The sequence below is a fragment of the Microvirga arabica genome (assembly GCF_016811235.1).
Taxonomy (GTDB): domain Bacteria; phylum Pseudomonadota; class Alphaproteobacteria; order Rhizobiales; family Beijerinckiaceae; genus Microvirga; species Microvirga arabica.
Window position 1 is genome coordinate 126,256 of the sequence record NZ_JAFBID010000004.1, and the last position, 15,395, is coordinate 141,650.

The 15,395-nt window shown below is 58.6% G+C and carries 13 protein-coding genes; 9 read left to right on the forward strand and 4 right to left on the reverse strand.

From position 1 onward, the window contains the following. The first annotated feature begins 848 nt into the window (after nucleotides 1–848). The 7 genes from JQC81_RS03645 to JQC81_RS03675 all read left to right on the forward strand — a co-directional run bounded on the left by JQC81_RS03645 (nucleotide 849) and on the right by JQC81_RS03675 (nucleotide 8,461). The gene (locus tag JQC81_RS03645; RefSeq protein ID WP_203270356.1) at nucleotides 849–1,256 is read left to right on the forward strand and encodes a DUF1236 domain-containing protein; all 408 of its coding nucleotides are present in this window, start codon (nucleotides 849–851) and stop codon (nucleotides 1,254–1,256) included. A 1,483-nt stretch (nucleotides 1,257–2,739) separates the two neighbouring features. Further along, a complete protein-coding gene (locus tag JQC81_RS03650) occupies nucleotides 2,740–3,450 on the forward strand; it encodes a potassium channel family protein (protein WP_203270357.1) in 711 nt (236 codons plus the stop codon). Nucleotides 3,451–3,537: 87 nt separating this feature from the next. Next, nucleotides 3,538–4,113, forward strand: a complete 576-nt coding sequence (locus JQC81_RS03655) for a DUF421 domain-containing protein (RefSeq protein ID WP_203270358.1) — start codon at nucleotides 3,538–3,540, stop codon at nucleotides 4,111–4,113. 156 nt (nucleotides 4,114–4,269) lie between these two features. Continuing rightward, nucleotides 4,270–4,812 carry a PRC-barrel domain-containing protein gene (locus tag JQC81_RS03660; protein ID WP_203270359.1) on the forward strand — a complete coding sequence of 181 codons (543 nt, stop codon included), beginning with the start codon at nucleotides 4,270–4,272 and terminating at the stop codon, nucleotides 4,810–4,812. Nucleotides 4,813–4,880: 68 nt separating this feature from the next. After that, a complete protein-coding gene (locus JQC81_RS03665; protein ID WP_203270360.1) occupies nucleotides 4,881–5,483 on the forward strand; it encodes an SH3 domain-containing protein in 603 nt (200 codons plus the stop codon). 391 nt (nucleotides 5,484–5,874) lie between these two features. Continuing rightward, nucleotides 5,875–7,593 (forward strand): PRC-barrel domain-containing protein, encoded by a 1,719-nt coding sequence (locus tag JQC81_RS03670; RefSeq protein ID WP_203270361.1) that lies wholly within the window; start codon nucleotides 5,875–5,877, stop codon nucleotides 7,591–7,593. A 295-nt stretch (nucleotides 7,594–7,888) separates the two neighbouring features. Further along, a complete protein-coding gene (locus JQC81_RS03675) occupies nucleotides 7,889–8,461 on the forward strand; it encodes a hypothetical protein (RefSeq protein ID WP_203270362.1) in 573 nt (190 codons plus the stop codon). A gap of 1,477 nt (nucleotides 8,462–9,938) precedes the next feature. Here JQC81_RS03675 and JQC81_RS03680 read toward each other — a convergent pair. Together JQC81_RS03680 and JQC81_RS03685 are read right to left on the reverse strand one after the other, a co-directional pair. Further along, complete coding sequence (locus JQC81_RS03680; protein ID WP_203270363.1) at nucleotides 9,939–10,484, reverse strand: PRC-barrel domain-containing protein; 546 nt, start codon at nucleotides 10,482–10,484, stop codon at nucleotides 9,939–9,941. Between the two features lie 402 nt (nucleotides 10,485–10,886). After that, nucleotides 10,887–11,048 (reverse strand): hypothetical protein, encoded by a 162-nt coding sequence (locus JQC81_RS03685; protein ID WP_203270364.1) that lies wholly within the window; start codon nucleotides 11,046–11,048, stop codon nucleotides 10,887–10,889. A gap of 437 nt (nucleotides 11,049–11,485) precedes the next feature. Here JQC81_RS03685 and JQC81_RS03690 point away from each other — a divergent pair, with 437 nt between their 5' ends. Then, a complete protein-coding gene (locus JQC81_RS03690) occupies nucleotides 11,486–12,232 on the forward strand; it encodes a DUF421 domain-containing protein (RefSeq protein ID WP_203270365.1) in 747 nt (248 codons plus the stop codon). Between the two features lie 271 nt (nucleotides 12,233–12,503). On the opposite strand, the gene JQC81_RS03695 is transcribed toward JQC81_RS03690, so the two are convergent. Then, nucleotides 12,504–12,644 (reverse strand): hypothetical protein, encoded by a 141-nt coding sequence (locus JQC81_RS03695; RefSeq protein WP_203270366.1) that lies wholly within the window; start codon nucleotides 12,642–12,644, stop codon nucleotides 12,504–12,506. Nucleotides 12,645–13,146: 502 nt separating this feature from the next. Here JQC81_RS03695 and JQC81_RS03700 point away from each other — a divergent pair. Next, on the forward strand, nucleotides 13,147–13,746 hold the full coding sequence (locus JQC81_RS03700; RefSeq protein ID WP_203270367.1) for a PRC-barrel domain-containing protein: 600 nt from the start codon (nucleotides 13,147–13,149) through the stop codon (nucleotides 13,744–13,746). A 376-nt stretch (nucleotides 13,747–14,122) separates the two neighbouring features. On the opposite strand, the gene JQC81_RS03705 is transcribed toward JQC81_RS03700, so the two are convergent. After that, nucleotides 14,123–14,905 (reverse strand): PRC-barrel domain-containing protein, encoded by a 783-nt coding sequence (locus JQC81_RS03705; RefSeq protein ID WP_203270368.1) that lies wholly within the window; start codon nucleotides 14,903–14,905, stop codon nucleotides 14,123–14,125. Between the last annotated feature and the right edge of the window lie 490 nt (nucleotides 14,906–15,395).

Consider the following 15,395-nt stretch of genomic DNA (forward strand, 5'->3'; position numbering starts at 1 on the left):
CAGAAGATTTCCGTTCGTCCCTGGCCTGTAGCACCTCAGTGCGCCTGAAGGACTGCAGCAGCCCCAGTGGAGTTGGATCAATCAGGGAGTGCCGATTTGCTGTCACGGGCTGAAACCGCTGCAGAGGGCCAAGTGGTGTCGGGGACAAGATGGCGCTTGTTGCGGCGTCTGCGGAGCTGTGGGGGCTCGGAAGGGGCGGTTGCAGTAAACTGGGCCACTGAGGGCCCTGATCGCGGCGGCTCGTGTCGAACGGATCGCTGTGCCATGGAAGCGTCGGAATTAGGATTCCGACTCCGGTGGATCGTTCTCCGCTTACCGAATTTTGTCTTTCCTCAGGCCCGCCTTGTTCCAGAGCAACGTTTGGCCCGCTCGCTACCAACGTAACGCATATGAGAGCGAATCCTCTTGAGCGCAAGAGCCATGCGACAGTCGACTGGAACTGTCGCCATAAGGAAAGGTCAAGTCTGTCCGGCGAACTCATCTGGAGCCTCGGAGCCATCCAAATGATCATACATCCCGAGGTATGCTGCCGCAAATGAGGAAATTCACCGGCTGGCGTACAGGCGCCTTCTACTTCGCTAGTTTCACCGTTTGCCGAGCGTGTCGTGCCGGTCGCACGCCTAGGGAAGTTGTCGATAAATATACGATCAGCCGGGCAGTCATACAGAGCTGATCTCTTGTCCCTCAAGCAGTGTTTGGCACCCTGAACGAGATACTGACTGAAGCTATTGTCGACGATCCCGATCCAGCGCAAATTCTTGGTACGCTGTCGCACCTACCAGTCTTGGATCGTGGGAACGGGGCTCAGCCTACTCCGTTCGCTGCATGTCTGCTGATAAGGAGCGATTATGAGAGACCGAATTCTAAACCCTGCCCTTGCAGTCCTCTTGTTCGGTGTGCCGCTTGCTGCTTGCCAGACCGGTGCTGGTACGGGTGCCGCAGGGGGCGCCGTCACGGGGGCAGTGCTGGGAGGTCCGGTAGGTGCTGTCGTTGGGGGAGTTGCAGGTGCCGCCGCTGGAGCTGCTTTAACCCCAGACGAGACAATAAGAGCCCGGCAGTATGTGGTCACCCAACGAGTTCCCTCAGTGCGCGTCCGAGAGAACGTCACGGTAGGTTACCGTCTCCCGGCGCAGGTTGCATACCGCCCACTTCCACCAAATCTCGGCCTCCGTCGCGAGTATGGCTACACGATCGTCAACGACCGACCTGTTCTGGTTGAGCCACGCACGCGCGAAGTCGTTTATATCTATGACTGACTAACCTAAAGTCGCCTCAGTGATTCACCTCGCAGAATCACTGTTAGGGCAACGACAGGCATCAGCTCTCAAGATGCACATCCGAAGGCAGGTCCGAACGGTCTCTGCATTAACGCCATGTCGTGTCTGGCCGCCGTCATCGCCAGCGTCGCACGCCAGCCGAGCCGGTCAGAGGAGGCAATCTTCTCTGAACGGTGCTGCACGTACAACTGTCAGGAGAGTCCGACATCGCAGCGAGTAGAGACTCGCCAGAGGAGCCCGGACCCCGACAATTGATAGATGGGATTGCCTGAACAGGGATTCAGGCTCCTTTGTGTCAGGATACGTTGGCACTTTGACCCACCAGCAACGGAACCCAGTGGTATTCTCAGCATCCGCTGCGGCAGAGTACGCGCTCCGCCATCACCTTACATGAGGTCGAGAAACGCGCGTAATGGCACACCCGCACGCGGATCGAACGGCAGCCCGCCGAGCGCAAGCGCGAGATGGCTGGAAATTTGGTTCGGCATCGTACTCAGTCCTTGGGCAGTCTGCCGGATAGCCGGACCTCGTCCTATGTCCTGCCCATTCATGTTCATCTACGCCGTTTTGACTCATAGGAATGGCTCAAGAGTTCTGATTTCAGCAACCCTCGGTGAGAAAGCCTGGGCCGAAAGGAAGACATCATGGCTGCAAACCACGAACCACGTGATTCCAATACAATTGGCTCGACCACAAAGTTGAACCGAACCGCAACACCTAGTGAGCGCCGAACATCGAATTGGGGCTTTGCAATTACTATGATTGGGGCCGTTGCCGGCATTGCCGTTCTCGCTTGGGCCATGGCTTGATACTCGGTCGACCAACGTCGAGCTTCAACACGTTTCTACCTCAAACACAGATACTTTAAACACAAGGCTATTTGCAACGGCATTCAACAATCTGGGCTTGCTTAGAAGGGTCCAGATCCCAACCCTTTGCGTTAGTAGGACGCCTCAACGTCGCATAATTGCTCCATATAAAACGACACACGTAGCGTGCTGCGCGTGCCGCATTCCTTTCTCTATGTCGCGGCAGTCTATCAAGATCTGCATGCGATACTGGGATCCTTTCCAGCTAAAGTCCTAAAGGCAGATCCTGAGCTACCCATTCAACTTGTGTTTTCGACCGTGAATCGGCTCGGTAGAGTAATAGTCTCTTGCGTATCCCTCCGGATGCACGCAGGGCGTTATTCCGGGTGTGGTGGCCTCGTAGCGCATACAGACACTGCTGGCTGAGCACTAAGCTGTCTTTGGCCATTGTGGCCGCAAGCCGCCCTTAGTTCAGGTAGGAAATACCAGGCGGCACGCACCGGGATCCGTGGCGGTGACGCAGGAGTTCACACCAACATGCAAGTGTAAACAGGAGTGCCCAGGTGATGACTGACAGGATGCCTCCGAGCGCGTATTCGGTGGAGGAGCGATGGGATGCCCTCCGTGATCTTGAGGAGTGGCTTGAAACCCCAATGAAACTCCTCAGCTTCATTTGGCTCCTTCTCGTCATCATAGAACTTGTGTGGGGGAGCACCCGCACGCTGGAGGTCTTTGGCACCGCGATCTGGATCACCTTCATTATCGAGTTCACCCTCCGGTTTGCGCTTGCTCCCCGCAAGGGCTCCTTTCTGCGGCGCAACTGGCTCACAGTGATTGCTCTGGTCGTGCCTGCCTTCCGCCTGCTGAGGGGTCTGCGCTTCCTCAAGGCCGCGCGGGCAGCGCGGAGCTTCCGGCTTGTGCGCATTGTTGGCACCGCAAACCGGGGCATGAATGCCCTGCGGGCCAGCCTGAGCCGCCGCGGCCTTGGCTATGCCGTCGTCCTGACCATGCTGATCACCCTGCTCGGAGCCGGCGGCATGCTGACCTTCGAGCCGGCAGCGGAGGTGCAGGGGGGCTTCTCCACTTATTGGGATGCTCTCTGGTGGACCGGAATGCTTCTAACCACAATGGGCAGCGAGTACTGGCCCAAGAGTTTGGAGGGCCGCATCCTGTGTTTCCTGCTGTCGCTGTATGGCTTTGCCGTCTTCGGCTACATCACCGCGAGCTTCGCCTCCTTCTTCGTCGAGCGGGATGCCGCATCCCCGGAGGCGGACACTGCGAGCAGTACCGACTTAGTCGCGCTGCGGGCCGAAATCATGGCGCTGCGGGCGGATCTTGCCGCCAGCAGGTCAGGTCGGATCTGAAAGTTATCTTGGAGCTGCCCCAGATGTAGACGCTGAAAGCCTGCTTTGACCAGTCCATAGAGTTGTAGGCCTTCCGAGGTGACGAGCATGGATCAGCTTAAAGAGATCTTGCGTGAAGCACTTGGCCTCGAATTAGAGAGCAGCGACATCAATGTCCTGCAGATGATGTTGCGTGCCGCAGTGGTTTATGTGGTGACGGTGCTCATGGTTCGGCTTGCTAAGAAGCGCTTTATGGGACGGGCCACTGCCTTTGACGTAATTCTCGGCATCATGATTGGGTCCATCGCCAGCCGCGCCGTGACCGGCAACGCGCCGTTCCTTCCCGCCCTTGCAGCAACTGCGGTGCTGCTGGGCATGCACTGGCTGTTTTCGGGCCTTGCCCTGCGCTGGCACGGCTTCGGCACCCTGGTCAAAGGCAAGGCCTGCGTCTTGGTCCACAAGGGCGAGGTCGACACCACGTCGATGCAGGCAGTGCACATGACAGAGCATGATCTCTGGGAGGATCTGCGGGGCAAGGGCATCTCGCGCCTAGATCAGGTGGACGAGGCCCGCTTGGAGCGCAGTGGCAAGCTTAGTGTACTCAAGGCGCCTTCGGAGCCCAAAGTCGTGGACGTGATGGTGCGCGATGACGTGCAGACTGTCCGGATCGAGATTAGGACGTAGCACTGCTGGGACGGCGGAGAGGTTGTTAGAGGGGCGCCCAATGACAGTACAACAGCGTACAGATTGCACGGAACACCCCGAAACAATCCCGTTGTGACCGGTTTCTACCCACGTATTCAACCGGCTGGTTCTAAAACCCCTCACGCGGTGAGAGCCGTGCGGCCCTCCACGGGCAAGGGTTGGGCCACCATCGAATGGGATTTGTTTATGCGTGTGACAGTCTTTGCTGCGATTTTGGCGACCACCCTTGTTCCCTTGTCCGCCGTATGGGCGCAGTCCCCTGGCAACAACTCCTCCCCCGCACCGGACAGCCCGCATACTGGCCCGGCGGCAACTACAGAATTGTCACAGCCATCGCCAGCTCCAATCCAGCCGGCCGAGATAACTCGTCAACTCCCGGTTTCAAGCATTGTCGAGAAGGACTTGGTCGCACCTGATGGATCGAGTCTCGGCGATATCGAGCAGGTGGTCGAGCAAAGTTCCGACAAGGTAATGTACCTCGTCGTCAGCAACGGAGGCATCATGGGCTTCTTTGACAACCAGGTCGTTGTCCCGCTGAGCAAGATCGCTGTCCGAAACGACCGGATCGTCGCTCCCGACCTGACAGAGGAGACACTCAAATCCCTACCAGATTTCGAAGAGGATGCCTTTCAGAACGTCGGTGTGGGCAGGACGGTGACTATCGCCGAGCTGAAGTGAGCCTGCTGAGCGACGCCAGCTAAGACACTGGCACTCCAGTAACAATGCATGCCGAAAGTGAGAACCCGATGTTGAAGAGAAGTACGGCAGTAATCGCCCTTGCTACGGGGCTCGTGCTACCGGGAACGGTGCTCGCCGAAGCCCTAGCTTTCACCACTACCGACCTCAACATCCGAACCGGACCAGGCGCATCCTACCAGCGCTTCGGCACGATCCAGGAGGGTGACCGAGTAGTTGTCCATGGATGTCTTACTGGCTACAACTGGTGCGACGTGAGCTGGTCCGGTGAGCGGGGCTGGGTCTCCGGGAACTATCTCGCCTATGCCGGCCAACGTTATGCACGCCAGCCCATTCCAAGTATCGGCGTCACGATCGGGGTGCCGGTGGTTGGATTCCGTCCAGACGCCTATCACCGCCGCTACTACGTCGACCGACCATGGTATCGCGATCGCTATCTTGATTCCCGCGAGATCCGAAGGGACCGCCGGGAACTGCGGGACGCCCGCCGCGAAATGCGGGAAGAGCGGAGGGACCTCTTTGAAGCTCGCAGGGACTTGCGGCAGGAGCGCCGAGTAGGCAGCGACACCAGCGCGGAGCGGCGTAGGGTGAGGCAGGAGCGTCAAGACCTGCGAGAGGCGCGGCAGAACCTGCGGCGAGAGCGTCGGGACTAGGCCTTCACCTCCCAACACTCATCGCCTATCCGTGTATGAATCCAGCCCTGACGACAGGACTTGTTGTCAGGGGCTACGCATTTTTGAAGAGCAAGCGGGTATCGGCCACGCGGCGCCATGGTGCTGCAGGCAGCAGCATGCATTGGGACCATTTTGCTCCGTCTTGGACAGGACCTGCAGTCTCGGCTTAGCAGAGATCCTCGTCCGTCGGAGCGGGCAATCGTACAGCCAGAATCCCTAAGACTCAGACTTAGTCCTGCACCGTACAGAAACGTTCTGACCCATCGAAACTGGGAGAGCACTCACCGCTTCTCCTCCCAACTGAGTCCAGACGGTTGTCCGGCTAGGGGCGTCCTTGCCGGAGTCTGGATTTGCAGCGAAGGAGCTCATGATGAAACTCGCAACAATTGTAGCCTTCCTTGGCACGACCGCCCTCGTTCCCTTACCAGCTCTTGCCCAGCAGAACGCCACATCCCAGGCTAACCAGCCTCAGCAACAGAGCCGGCAGAACACGGCGCAGGATCAAGGCATTCCCTCCTCACAGCTACGGAACCAGACTCTCTACACCCAGGCTGGTCGCGAGTTCGGACGCATCACCAGAACCGTGCAAGGACAGGACAACCAAGTCTACTTGGTCGTCTCGGCCGGCACCAATCAGTCGCTCGTTCCCGTCAATCGCCTTGCCTATCGCAATGACCGCCTCATAGTGACGGGCAACGATGATCAATTGCGATTCCAGCCTTACAATCAGCAGATGGCGAGCCAATACCGCATGCTCGAGCCGGACTACCGTGTAGCAATCGCTGGCTCCGGTAGCGATCCAGCGCTGGCGGCACGGGCGGCCAACGCTGGAGCCAACGTAGTGGTCCGCCAGCCGGCTCCGACCATCCAAGTGGATCCGGCCGATCCGCGCGTGATCGTCCGTCAAGCTCAGCCCCAGGTGACGGTGAACCAACCCCAACCGGAGATCATCGTGCGCCAGCCGCAACCGACGGTGACGGTGAACATTCCCCAGCCGGAGATCATCGTGCGCATGCCTCAGCCCAACGTGAACGTCGCGATGCCGCAGCCGGATGTGCGTGTGCTGATGGCGCGCCCCGATGTGGCAGTCACACGTCCCGGCGAACCGCAGGTGCAGGTCGAGGCGGTCCAGCCGCAGGTTCTCGTGCAACGCCAAGCAAACGCCGAGCCGCAGGTACAGGTGCAGCGAGCGGAAGGGCAGCCGACCGTGCGCTACGAGCGCTCTGAGCCGCGCGTCATCGTCAATCAGGCCGAAGGCCAGCCGGCTGTGCGGGTCGAGCAGCAGACCCAGCCGGCTGCTCGTAACCAACAGGCCATGAACACCAGTGCGAACCCTGTCCGTCCTATCGCGGTGTCCGAGATCAAAGGCAAGGACGTTTACAATCTTGAAGGCGAGGATCTTGGTGAGATCGAGCGCGTGATTCTGGGCTCAAATAACCAAAGCTATGGTGTGATCCGCTTCGGCGAGTTCCTGGGGCTGGGCGGCGAGGCCCGCATTCTGCCCCTCTCGCAAATGGCGCTTCAACAGGATCGCATTATCCTCCCGGGCATGTCAGAAGCCGAACTGCGGGCCCTGCCGGTCTATCGGGAAGGCATGGCCGGCTACCGCGAAGCTGAGCCCACATACCGCGCGAGCTTGGCGAGCTATCTGGCGGCAGCCGACCAAGCGCATGACCGGGCAGGCTTGCCAATCAATGAGCGCACGGCTCTGACCGCGGAGCCACGGCCGGATCCCGCAGCAACCGGAGCCGTTGACCCGGGCGCCAACATCCGTCCGATGCGGATCACCGATCTCGAAGACATGGATGTTTATAGCGTCCGTGGCCAGAAAATCGGCGAGGTTAAGCGCTTGGTCCGTCGCCTTGGTGATAATCGGAGCTTCGTCATCCTTGAGCACGGCGGGTTCCTTGGCCTGGGCGAGAAGGAGGTTCCCATCCCGCTCGACCGTATGTTCGTGACCGGCAACCGACTCGTGGCTGCCGGCTTGACGGAAGCTGAGGTCGAGGCGATCGATGACTGGGACTTTAACACCCGAGAGTATCGCGAGTTCGCGGACAACGAGACCGTCGACATCGGGTTGCGGGGATAACCAACCACCTGCTGGACGGATGCAATGGGGGCCTGATGCCCCCATTGTAGTTCGCGCACTGATGAATTCAGGAGATTGGATGATCGTAGCATGGTTGGTGTGAGCGTCGTCCAGGAGTCACAACATTGCGACTGCGGGCTGACCCTCTGTCGACCAGAAGGAAAGGTAAGATTTTGTTTCCCCCCTCGACGGAGATGACCCCGGTAAGCCATCGCACAAAGCTCCGCTCCGCCTGAATTGATGACAGGGAACCTCTGATTGTTCGACTGACCAAGGTGATTGACAGGAGAAGTCGATGGCCATGACGTACACTACCCCGCCTCCCTCTGTAGACAGCAGCACCGGGCGTGCGCTGGCCTGGTTTGGCGTTGCTCTGCAAGCTGTCGCTTTTGTCGCGGTTTGGTGGCTTCAGCGCTGGAACGGGTTATGGACCATCGGTGGGTTCTTTCTTCTGTCGCTTGGGTTCATGCTGCTGCAGCGGCGCATCCCCAGCCTGATCAGCTTTCTGGTTGTGTGCGCGGCCCTGCTGAACGCTGGGGGCTGGGCCTGGAACTGGTTCCAGGAGTTCGCGTGGTTCGACGAGCTCGTACACACCTTCACCCCGCTTGCTCTGGTATCTGCTGTCATGTACCGCCTATGGATCAGCGGTTGGATAACGGGCATTCCCGGGAGCAGCAGCTTCGTAATCTTGGCGACCCTGATCGGGTTAGGTCTGGGAATTGCCTGGGAGATTGTGGAGGCCACCTTCCTCAATCTTGCGTGGGCTGATACGCTGCTGGATCTTGTTATGGACACAATCGGCGCTACAGCCGGCGGCAAATTTGCCGGCTGGGTAATCGTTCAGCTGGGTGCCACGCGAGACTCATGAAGAGCGGGTGGCATTAGGCCCCTGGTCAAGCAGCGCACCTGCAGATTATCCCAGCCTGCGCTCCGAGGATCTTCTCATCCGCTACCCTCCCGAGGCAGTAAGGCCGACCATTTCACCTGGCAAAGTAGCCGCGAGACAAATCGAGAGCGGATCGCCTGCATGCTTGTGCTTCATCGCATATCTCCGATCTCCCCATAGGACTGCTGTGCCCAACTCCCTGTATGGGAGAGCGTTGAGACCACCGAGGGCTATTTCTCAACCCGCCGGTTTCCGAATCCGGATCGGACAGGTCGATCGCCGGCTTTGAGGCGTGATGTCGATTTTTGTGGGGGCATATCCCTCACGATTTCGCCTGGATGTGGCATGGCATGAGCAACCGTGAAACCCTAGTCACGAGGGGCACGAACGAGGATTGCGCTCCTCACATCGGATCTGCCACGTGGTGAGGGGACCGGATGCCTTCCAGCTAACCGCTACAATGCTCATGCGTGGCATGCGGCTGCAGTCAGGGCCACCATTGATCTGGCTGGACCTTAGCAATGCTGTTGACATGCTCACATTAACCGCGGCCCTTTGAACGGTTACGCCTTTGCTGTTTCCTTGATGGCATCCATGATGACCCGAGTTGCGCCCGTCAGCTCAGCCTCCCCGAGGTTGAAGCACCCGCAACCGTCTATGGTCTCTCCCTCCGGCGAGAAAATCTCGAGCCACAACGATGGCATCGTCAAGGAATACGTCCCCGTGGCAACTCGGTCAGACGCACCCTGAGCGGCCTCGCACCGGCCAGCGCCACTGTTCGCGAGCCATCGGGGCAGGAGAGCGTAACCTCAAGTCGAACATAGGCGCTGATCAACTCACACTCAATCCGGTGGGGACAGGGAGTGAATGCATCCGTGCGTCGCGACAGTTCGTCTTGTTTGTACGACATTACTGACCTCCTCCTGAAGAAGTGCGATCTGAAGCTTATAAGCCCTGCCGGTGCGTTCACAGTTCGGGCATAGCCGGACGACTGATTCGGAAGCGTTGCCGCAGCCGCGCCGATTGAACTTCCGGCTCCAATGCTAGCATGCATATGCCCAATGCAGATGTTAACGGGCAGGATGACAACTCCATTGCACTGAATAGCAACCATTGTATTACGACCACTCGTCCGGCCGATTACGATTATGTCATCTTCCTTGCGCTGTGCGACGCCCCTCGGCTTGCGTTCCGTTGCCAACTACAGTCTACGATCTGGTCGCACCCAGTCGCACGGAAAAACGGGAGAACGGCCGTACCCTGTCCATCCCTCAAAGGACACCTGTTAGATGGGCCCCATCCAACTGGCCTCGTTTCCTTCGTAGTGCGCTTCTACCAGCAGGAAGCCTACGGTCAGGAGATAGGCGGCTGCTTCAATATAACTGCTTCGGTAACCTACTCAATCTGCATCGAATGATCATCGCTCACTACCGACGTTTCAGATCATACGACTTGCCCTTTATTCGTCGACATACGCTGGCGCACTTCGAAGTTGGTCGACCGATAGCGTTAATACCATCCTTTCCGGTACGATCGCCTTGCTGACCCTGTGGTCGTTTCTTGCTCTTGCCGCACCTTGTGTCTCCGGGGATAGCCCAACACTCGGAACAGTACCACTGGTTGCAGTCATCTCGTGTGGATCAAGTCGAACGGCCCGCGGAGAAACAGCGATGCGGCGCTCGCCGATGCCGAGGAAGCCGCCCACCTCAATCACAAGAGCCTCAATCCGGCCATTCCGGTTGATGAGAACGTCCTCAACTTCGCCAACATCCTCGCCGTTTGGATTGTAGATCCTTTCGCCGAGGAGATCCGAGGCCCGCACGACCCAAGGATTGCGTCGAGGCAAGAAGTGAATTGGTCCAGGTGCAACTAGTGGTCCGGCGAACCCGGCACTCTGCTCGCTGGCTGCCGGAAGGGTTGGAGCAACCGTTGATGGCTCTTGCGCAGTAGCGTCGGACATCAGGAGCGTTGAAAGGATACAAATTGGAACCAGATTGGGCCTCATGACGAACTCCTAGGATCCGAGTGGCTTCCTAAAGCTAACGGCGGCGAGAAATCACGGTTCTAGTATCGCGCGGGTCAGACCATACGTGGGTGCCCGAACTCCGTCCACTGCCGTACATGATCTCTAGGGAGCTTCAGCTCAACCCTGCGAACTAACCCCGGCACGGCCAGTTGGATTTTATATCCATGAGAGCCGTGTGCGGGCACATCTCGGCACGAGCACAATCCACGGAGCGCAAGATGCAAGAGTTCGTAATACAGAATTGGTTGCCACTGTTGTTAGCGGTTGCTGCGGCTGCAAGCTGGGTATTCCACGCTAGACAGCACTCCGCCCGGTTTGGAGCCGTTCGGGTAAGGACGCTTTCCGCTCGATCAGGCCGGCGCCGCTAGCCCCTTGTCAGGGCTAGTCCATCATGTGGCAAATGGCATGCACGAGATCATCTGAGCATCGATTGAGAGTCTTCAGACGGTCGATCAAGACATCCAGCTCCGTCATCTGCTCATCCTGTTGATGGACTGCGCGTTGGCTGAGCGCCTCATCCATTGAGTGCGAATGATCGGGCATTATCGCCTCCGTAGTACCAACCCCACGTTGCTTCCGCCTGCCGGTCTCGTCAATCGGGCTAGCCGGCGGACACTCGGCGGATGGTCGTCGATCGTACTGAATTCCTTCAATTCATCGACGCGGCCCGGATCCTAAGGCAGGCTTAGTGGATAAACTCGTCTTTGATGTTTTTAAGAACGTGCAGAAGACCCGAAGTGAGAGGTTCGGTGCGAACCCATGACATGAGGCTGTCTGTTATTTTACATCACTAACCTAGGATCTGGGTCACTTTGAGTTCCGTGGTCAGACTTGACCCCTTCCTGCATTGGACCCGTCAGGGTACCGCGGTCCGTCCGATGCCGGAACGACCCGAAACGTCTACCGAGCCGTTGCGGACGAGCAGCTGGAATTATTCGGAGGTGTTCAGGATCGAGTTAGTATAGATTGAAGGAGACATTATGAAGGGAGAATACGTTTTCGATCTGCATCGAATTCTCCTTGGCGAAATGTCTTGGTTCTTCCTAGCCGAGATCGTGCTGAGGACAGCGATTGTCTACTCCTACGCTCTGTTCGTGGTCCGCGCGATTGGAAAGCGGGGGATGGGACAACTCGCTCCCTTCGACTTCGTCATCATAATCGCTCTGGGCTCTGCTGTCGGCGATCCGATGTTCTATCCGAATGTCCCGCTGCTCCACGCCCTCGTTGCTGTGACTGGTATCGTGTTTCTGACCCGTGGCGTGGCGCATCTGACGCAGCGGTCTAAGCATGCGGAGGAACTCGTCTCAGCAGACGCGGTCCGTCTTGTGCGAGACGGTATCATGGACCTCAGGGTGATGAGACGGGAGGGTATCGCCCGGCAGGAGTTGTTCGAGACGCTGAGAAGTGCTGGAGTCGATCAACTCGGAGATGTTGAAAGGGCCTACTTGGAGCCGAGCGGCAAGATCAGCGTCTTCCGGCAACCACCCACCCGCGCACGAGCCGGATTGCCCCTGCTGCCTGAGAGCGTAGAGGGACCGCTGCGCACTTACAAGGAAAGGGAGACTGTCTTGATCGGCGGCTGCTACACCTGCTGGGAATGCGGCTATGCAGCGTCCTTCGCTCCAGGCGCAACGTTCCCAAGCTGTCCATGCTGCCAATGCGGAAAGTGGGTCCAGGCCGTGACCGGCGCTCACGAGGCGCTCACGAACGTTGCATCCTCCGAGTGAGGATCCATTAAAGGACGGATCACCAAAGGTAAGGACGCAGTAAAAGAGCAGCCGTCGTGTGAGCACCTCCCTGCTTCAGAAGCAGCATCTCACTCTTATGCTCCGCCTGGGTTTGTACCAAGTGTGTGCCACCCAAGTCGGCGACAAACTCGACTGATTTCGTCCCGACAACGCCTGCTGCCCGCTTGGCGGCCGCCTCGATGGGTCGTAACGTAGCTCGATGGCACTCGTGCCAAGTCCCAATACTCCAATATCGCTTCGGTCTTCATCGTCATGGGCGCGCTCCACATACCCAATCCTCCTTCCATTCCGGCAGAGCGTCGAGTTCTGCCTTGGTCGTGGTGTGCAGCAGTAAGTCGTTGCCGCGCCAGTACATGCGGCTGAGATCAATCCGGCGCCTTTCCCTCGACATGTCGAGGCCCCAATTGCTATCACAGCACACAGGTTCCCGGATGGGCCGCCGGCTACGGTCATGATTGTGCCTTGCCCCTCGGCATCGTGCCCTCGTCGATTTGACTTGGAGGTGGGAGTTGCCGGGCAGTATCTGGTATGAGAGCGGTCCCCAGCAGGCGATCAATCGTCATGTGCAGTCGTTCCACACCAGCGTGGAATGATAGAAGACGCCGTTGGTCGTTCGACCGTCAGGGCGAGAACGCACAGGTGTCGTCACGCTGGACCGCCGTTTCTTCGAGGGTTGGGTGCAGCCTCCTCGCCCAGTAACATCTCGCTCCTTCCTCTGACTGGAGAATCGTCCGCGAGCGTACCTAGCGCAGTGGCGCAAAGGGAACGATCCATCAGGCGTCTTGCTCTTCACAAAAGAGCACCACCATCCTCCACGTGTGAGTGAGGGATCACGTGCATCAAACAGTCGTCCTCTGGCCGGGGCCATGGGGATCTTCGGAGGAGGCATTTCGATGGGAAAGCGCATCTTGGTCGGGTCACTGGCGATCACCGCGCTCGCAGGAGCATTCATGAGCCTTGGCTATGCTCAGAGTGAACAGGGGCGCATAGAGTGTGATCGGCTCATCAGCGCACTCGAAGGCATGGCGCCTGCCGAGGCGTATGAAGCGCTCCAGAAAATGCGCGTATATCGGCAGGGTAGTCGCTACCAGGCCTGCGTCGACACCGGGGCGACATTGCAAACCCGCTCTTCGGGGCATGCAAGTCTTCGGGCCGAACAGTTCGCAGGAATGGATGTGTTCAATGAAAAGCGTGAGCAGGTGGGCTACGTCGACCGTTTGGCGCAGGGCAGGGATCAGCGCATTTATGTGCTCATGACATACCGTGGGCCTCGTTGGCCCGGGAACAAGCAGGTGGCTATACCTCTAGAGCGCATGACGTTGGATGGTGGCAGGCTGCTGCTACCCGGAATTGGAGAGCAGGATCTTCTTGCGATGCCTGCAGTCCCTGCAGACGGCGGAGTGTACCGGTCGCTCCAGAGCTCTGAACCCGTTGCCGTCCCGCGCTACGACGCATCTGCAACCAAGACTGGAGATATCCGGCGCCGGCCGTAACTGCAAGTGGGCTTGCTGCAAAGGTCTCGCCGGGACGAACGCCCATGCAGATGCAACGGCGCAAGCACTTCACAGAGCCTGCTGCATCTATGGGGGCTGGCAGCCCGTGCGACGGGTTCCGAAAGGGACGGCGCTAATAGCGTGTGGAGGGTTTTGGAGCAGGGGGTGAGTTGCTCCCTCCCGTCACTCCAACTGTCGCTCTCCATGGAGCATGCCTCAAGGGCCCGCGACCATCCCCCTCTAGGGAGGCATCTTTCCCACGTGTGCTCGCCCCTACAAGGAATACGCCAGCCACAACGCCACTCAGGGCCGCAATGACTAGAAAGATGCGTTGACCGGGGATTGGGATTGCCACCAATCCCCGGATGCCTCTTGTTCAGAGGACGTCGTCGTTGAACTTGTCATAGTCCACAGTCGGGGCTGCCGCAGCAAGCTCCGGGCTGTCGTAGGGCAAGGCGTAGTAGTCAAGCGTCGGATACCAACCATAACCCCAACCGTAGTACGGATAGCCATATAGGCCCGCGGCGTAAGCGACATCCCGGTTAACCAAGGTCGCCATGAGTTGCCCGTCGCGGCTGAACACAACATCGGTGACGTAGCCGAAGCCGAGACCATTCCGCAGGCGGGCGTAGTCCCCGATCAACTCGGACACCCGCCACTCCCGTGGGCCAGTAGCGACCCAGTTTGGTCCGTCGAAGAGACCGAGATCCTCTGCCCGCTCTTCAGTCAGCGAAACCTTGATCCCGTCCTGTGCGGCGGTCATGTCAACTTTGTTCCACGGTACGCGGAATGCCGCATCACCGATACCAAGAAATCCACCGCCAACTACAACAAGCGCAGTGATCTTTCCATCGGGGCCGACCAGGATGTTCTCGACCTCACCGAGTTGTTCGCCCTTAGGACCGTAAACGTCCTCATCGAGCAACGCCGCAGCGCGCCAACCCTTATACAGCACATCAGGTCCGATCAGGTTAACCTTATCCGCTGCATCCTTCGAGATGAGGGAGAGGCCCTGCTGAGGCGCAGGCTTCACTGCTTCCGCGGCAGGTTTTGGTGCGGGCGTTGACTTCGATGCCCCCTGACCTTGCTGTGCATGGGCGGCGACAGGCAGTGCCAGGAGGCCCAAAGCCGCTGATACTTTGAGCGAGAGTTCGCGCATGCTTTAACTCCATTGGATTGAGAACGTCGCATCGAGTGCGAGGATCTTCGTGTTTCATGACAAAGGGCTGCTTCCGACTGAAGAAATGCACACAGCCACTGCTGATGGAACGTGTAGATGCGGCAGATGCTCCGGCGACGGCCGGTGGAGATGTCGCTTCCCGGTACACACCCGTACTGCGCTCGGAGCCAAGCAGTCCGGCAGCCTTCATGCCAAGAAAGAGTTTGGCAGCGTCAGCTAACAACAAGCGGCTAGGAAGGCTTCTATGCTTTACCTCATGCGCTGTTGGCCAGCACTTGCCACTTCAGCCCGCCTTGCAACGCCACAGGTGGCAATATGCAGCAGCACCGTGCCCTTCTTGTGCCACTCAGGGAAATTATTGAAGCGTGGAGAGTGTCTTAGGTGAAGGATGCAACGTGTATGTTTATCACCGTAGCATACGGGTGTGTGCGATGATGGATCTGCACGGTTGCCAACCCGAGCAGGGGTC

Bases quoted from the DNA above. Each gene is read 5' to 3' on its own strand.
- JQC81_RS03650 (WP_203270357.1), top strand. From the start codon at position 2,740: ATGAAACTCCTCAGCTTCATTTGGCTCCTTCTCGTCATCATAGAACTT.
- JQC81_RS03700 (WP_203270367.1), top strand. From the start codon at position 13,147: ATGGGAAAGCGCATCTTGGTCGGGTCACTGGCGATCACCGCGCTCGCA.
- JQC81_RS03705 (WP_203270368.1), bottom strand. From the start codon at position 14,905: ATGCGCGAACTCTCGCTCAAAGTATCAGCGGCTTTGGGCCTCCTGGCA.
- JQC81_RS03645 (WP_203270356.1), top strand. From the start codon at position 849: ATGAGAGACCGAATTCTAAACCCTGCCCTTGCAGTCCTCTTGTTCGGT.
- JQC81_RS03655 (WP_203270358.1), top strand. From the start codon at position 3,538: ATGGATCAGCTTAAAGAGATCTTGCGTGAAGCACTTGGCCTCGAATTA.
- JQC81_RS03690 (WP_203270365.1), top strand. From the start codon at position 11,486: ATGAAGGGAGAATACGTTTTCGATCTGCATCGAATTCTCCTTGGCGAA.
- JQC81_RS03665 (WP_203270360.1), top strand. From the start codon at position 4,881: ATGTTGAAGAGAAGTACGGCAGTAATCGCCCTTGCTACGGGGCTCGTG.
- JQC81_RS03695 (WP_203270366.1), bottom strand. From the start codon at position 12,644: ATGTCGAGGGAAAGGCGCCGGATTGATCTCAGCCGCATGTACTGGCGC.
- JQC81_RS03675 (WP_203270362.1), top strand. From the start codon at position 7,889: ATGGCCATGACGTACACTACCCCGCCTCCCTCTGTAGACAGCAGCACC.
- JQC81_RS03680 (WP_203270363.1), bottom strand. From the start codon at position 10,484: ATGAGGCCCAATCTGGTTCCAATTTGTATCCTTTCAACGCTCCTGATG.
- JQC81_RS03670 (WP_203270361.1), top strand. From the start codon at position 5,875: ATGAAACTCGCAACAATTGTAGCCTTCCTTGGCACGACCGCCCTCGTT.
- JQC81_RS03685 (WP_203270364.1), bottom strand. From the start codon at position 11,048: ATGCCCGATCATTCGCACTCAATGGATGAGGCGCTCAGCCAACGCGCA.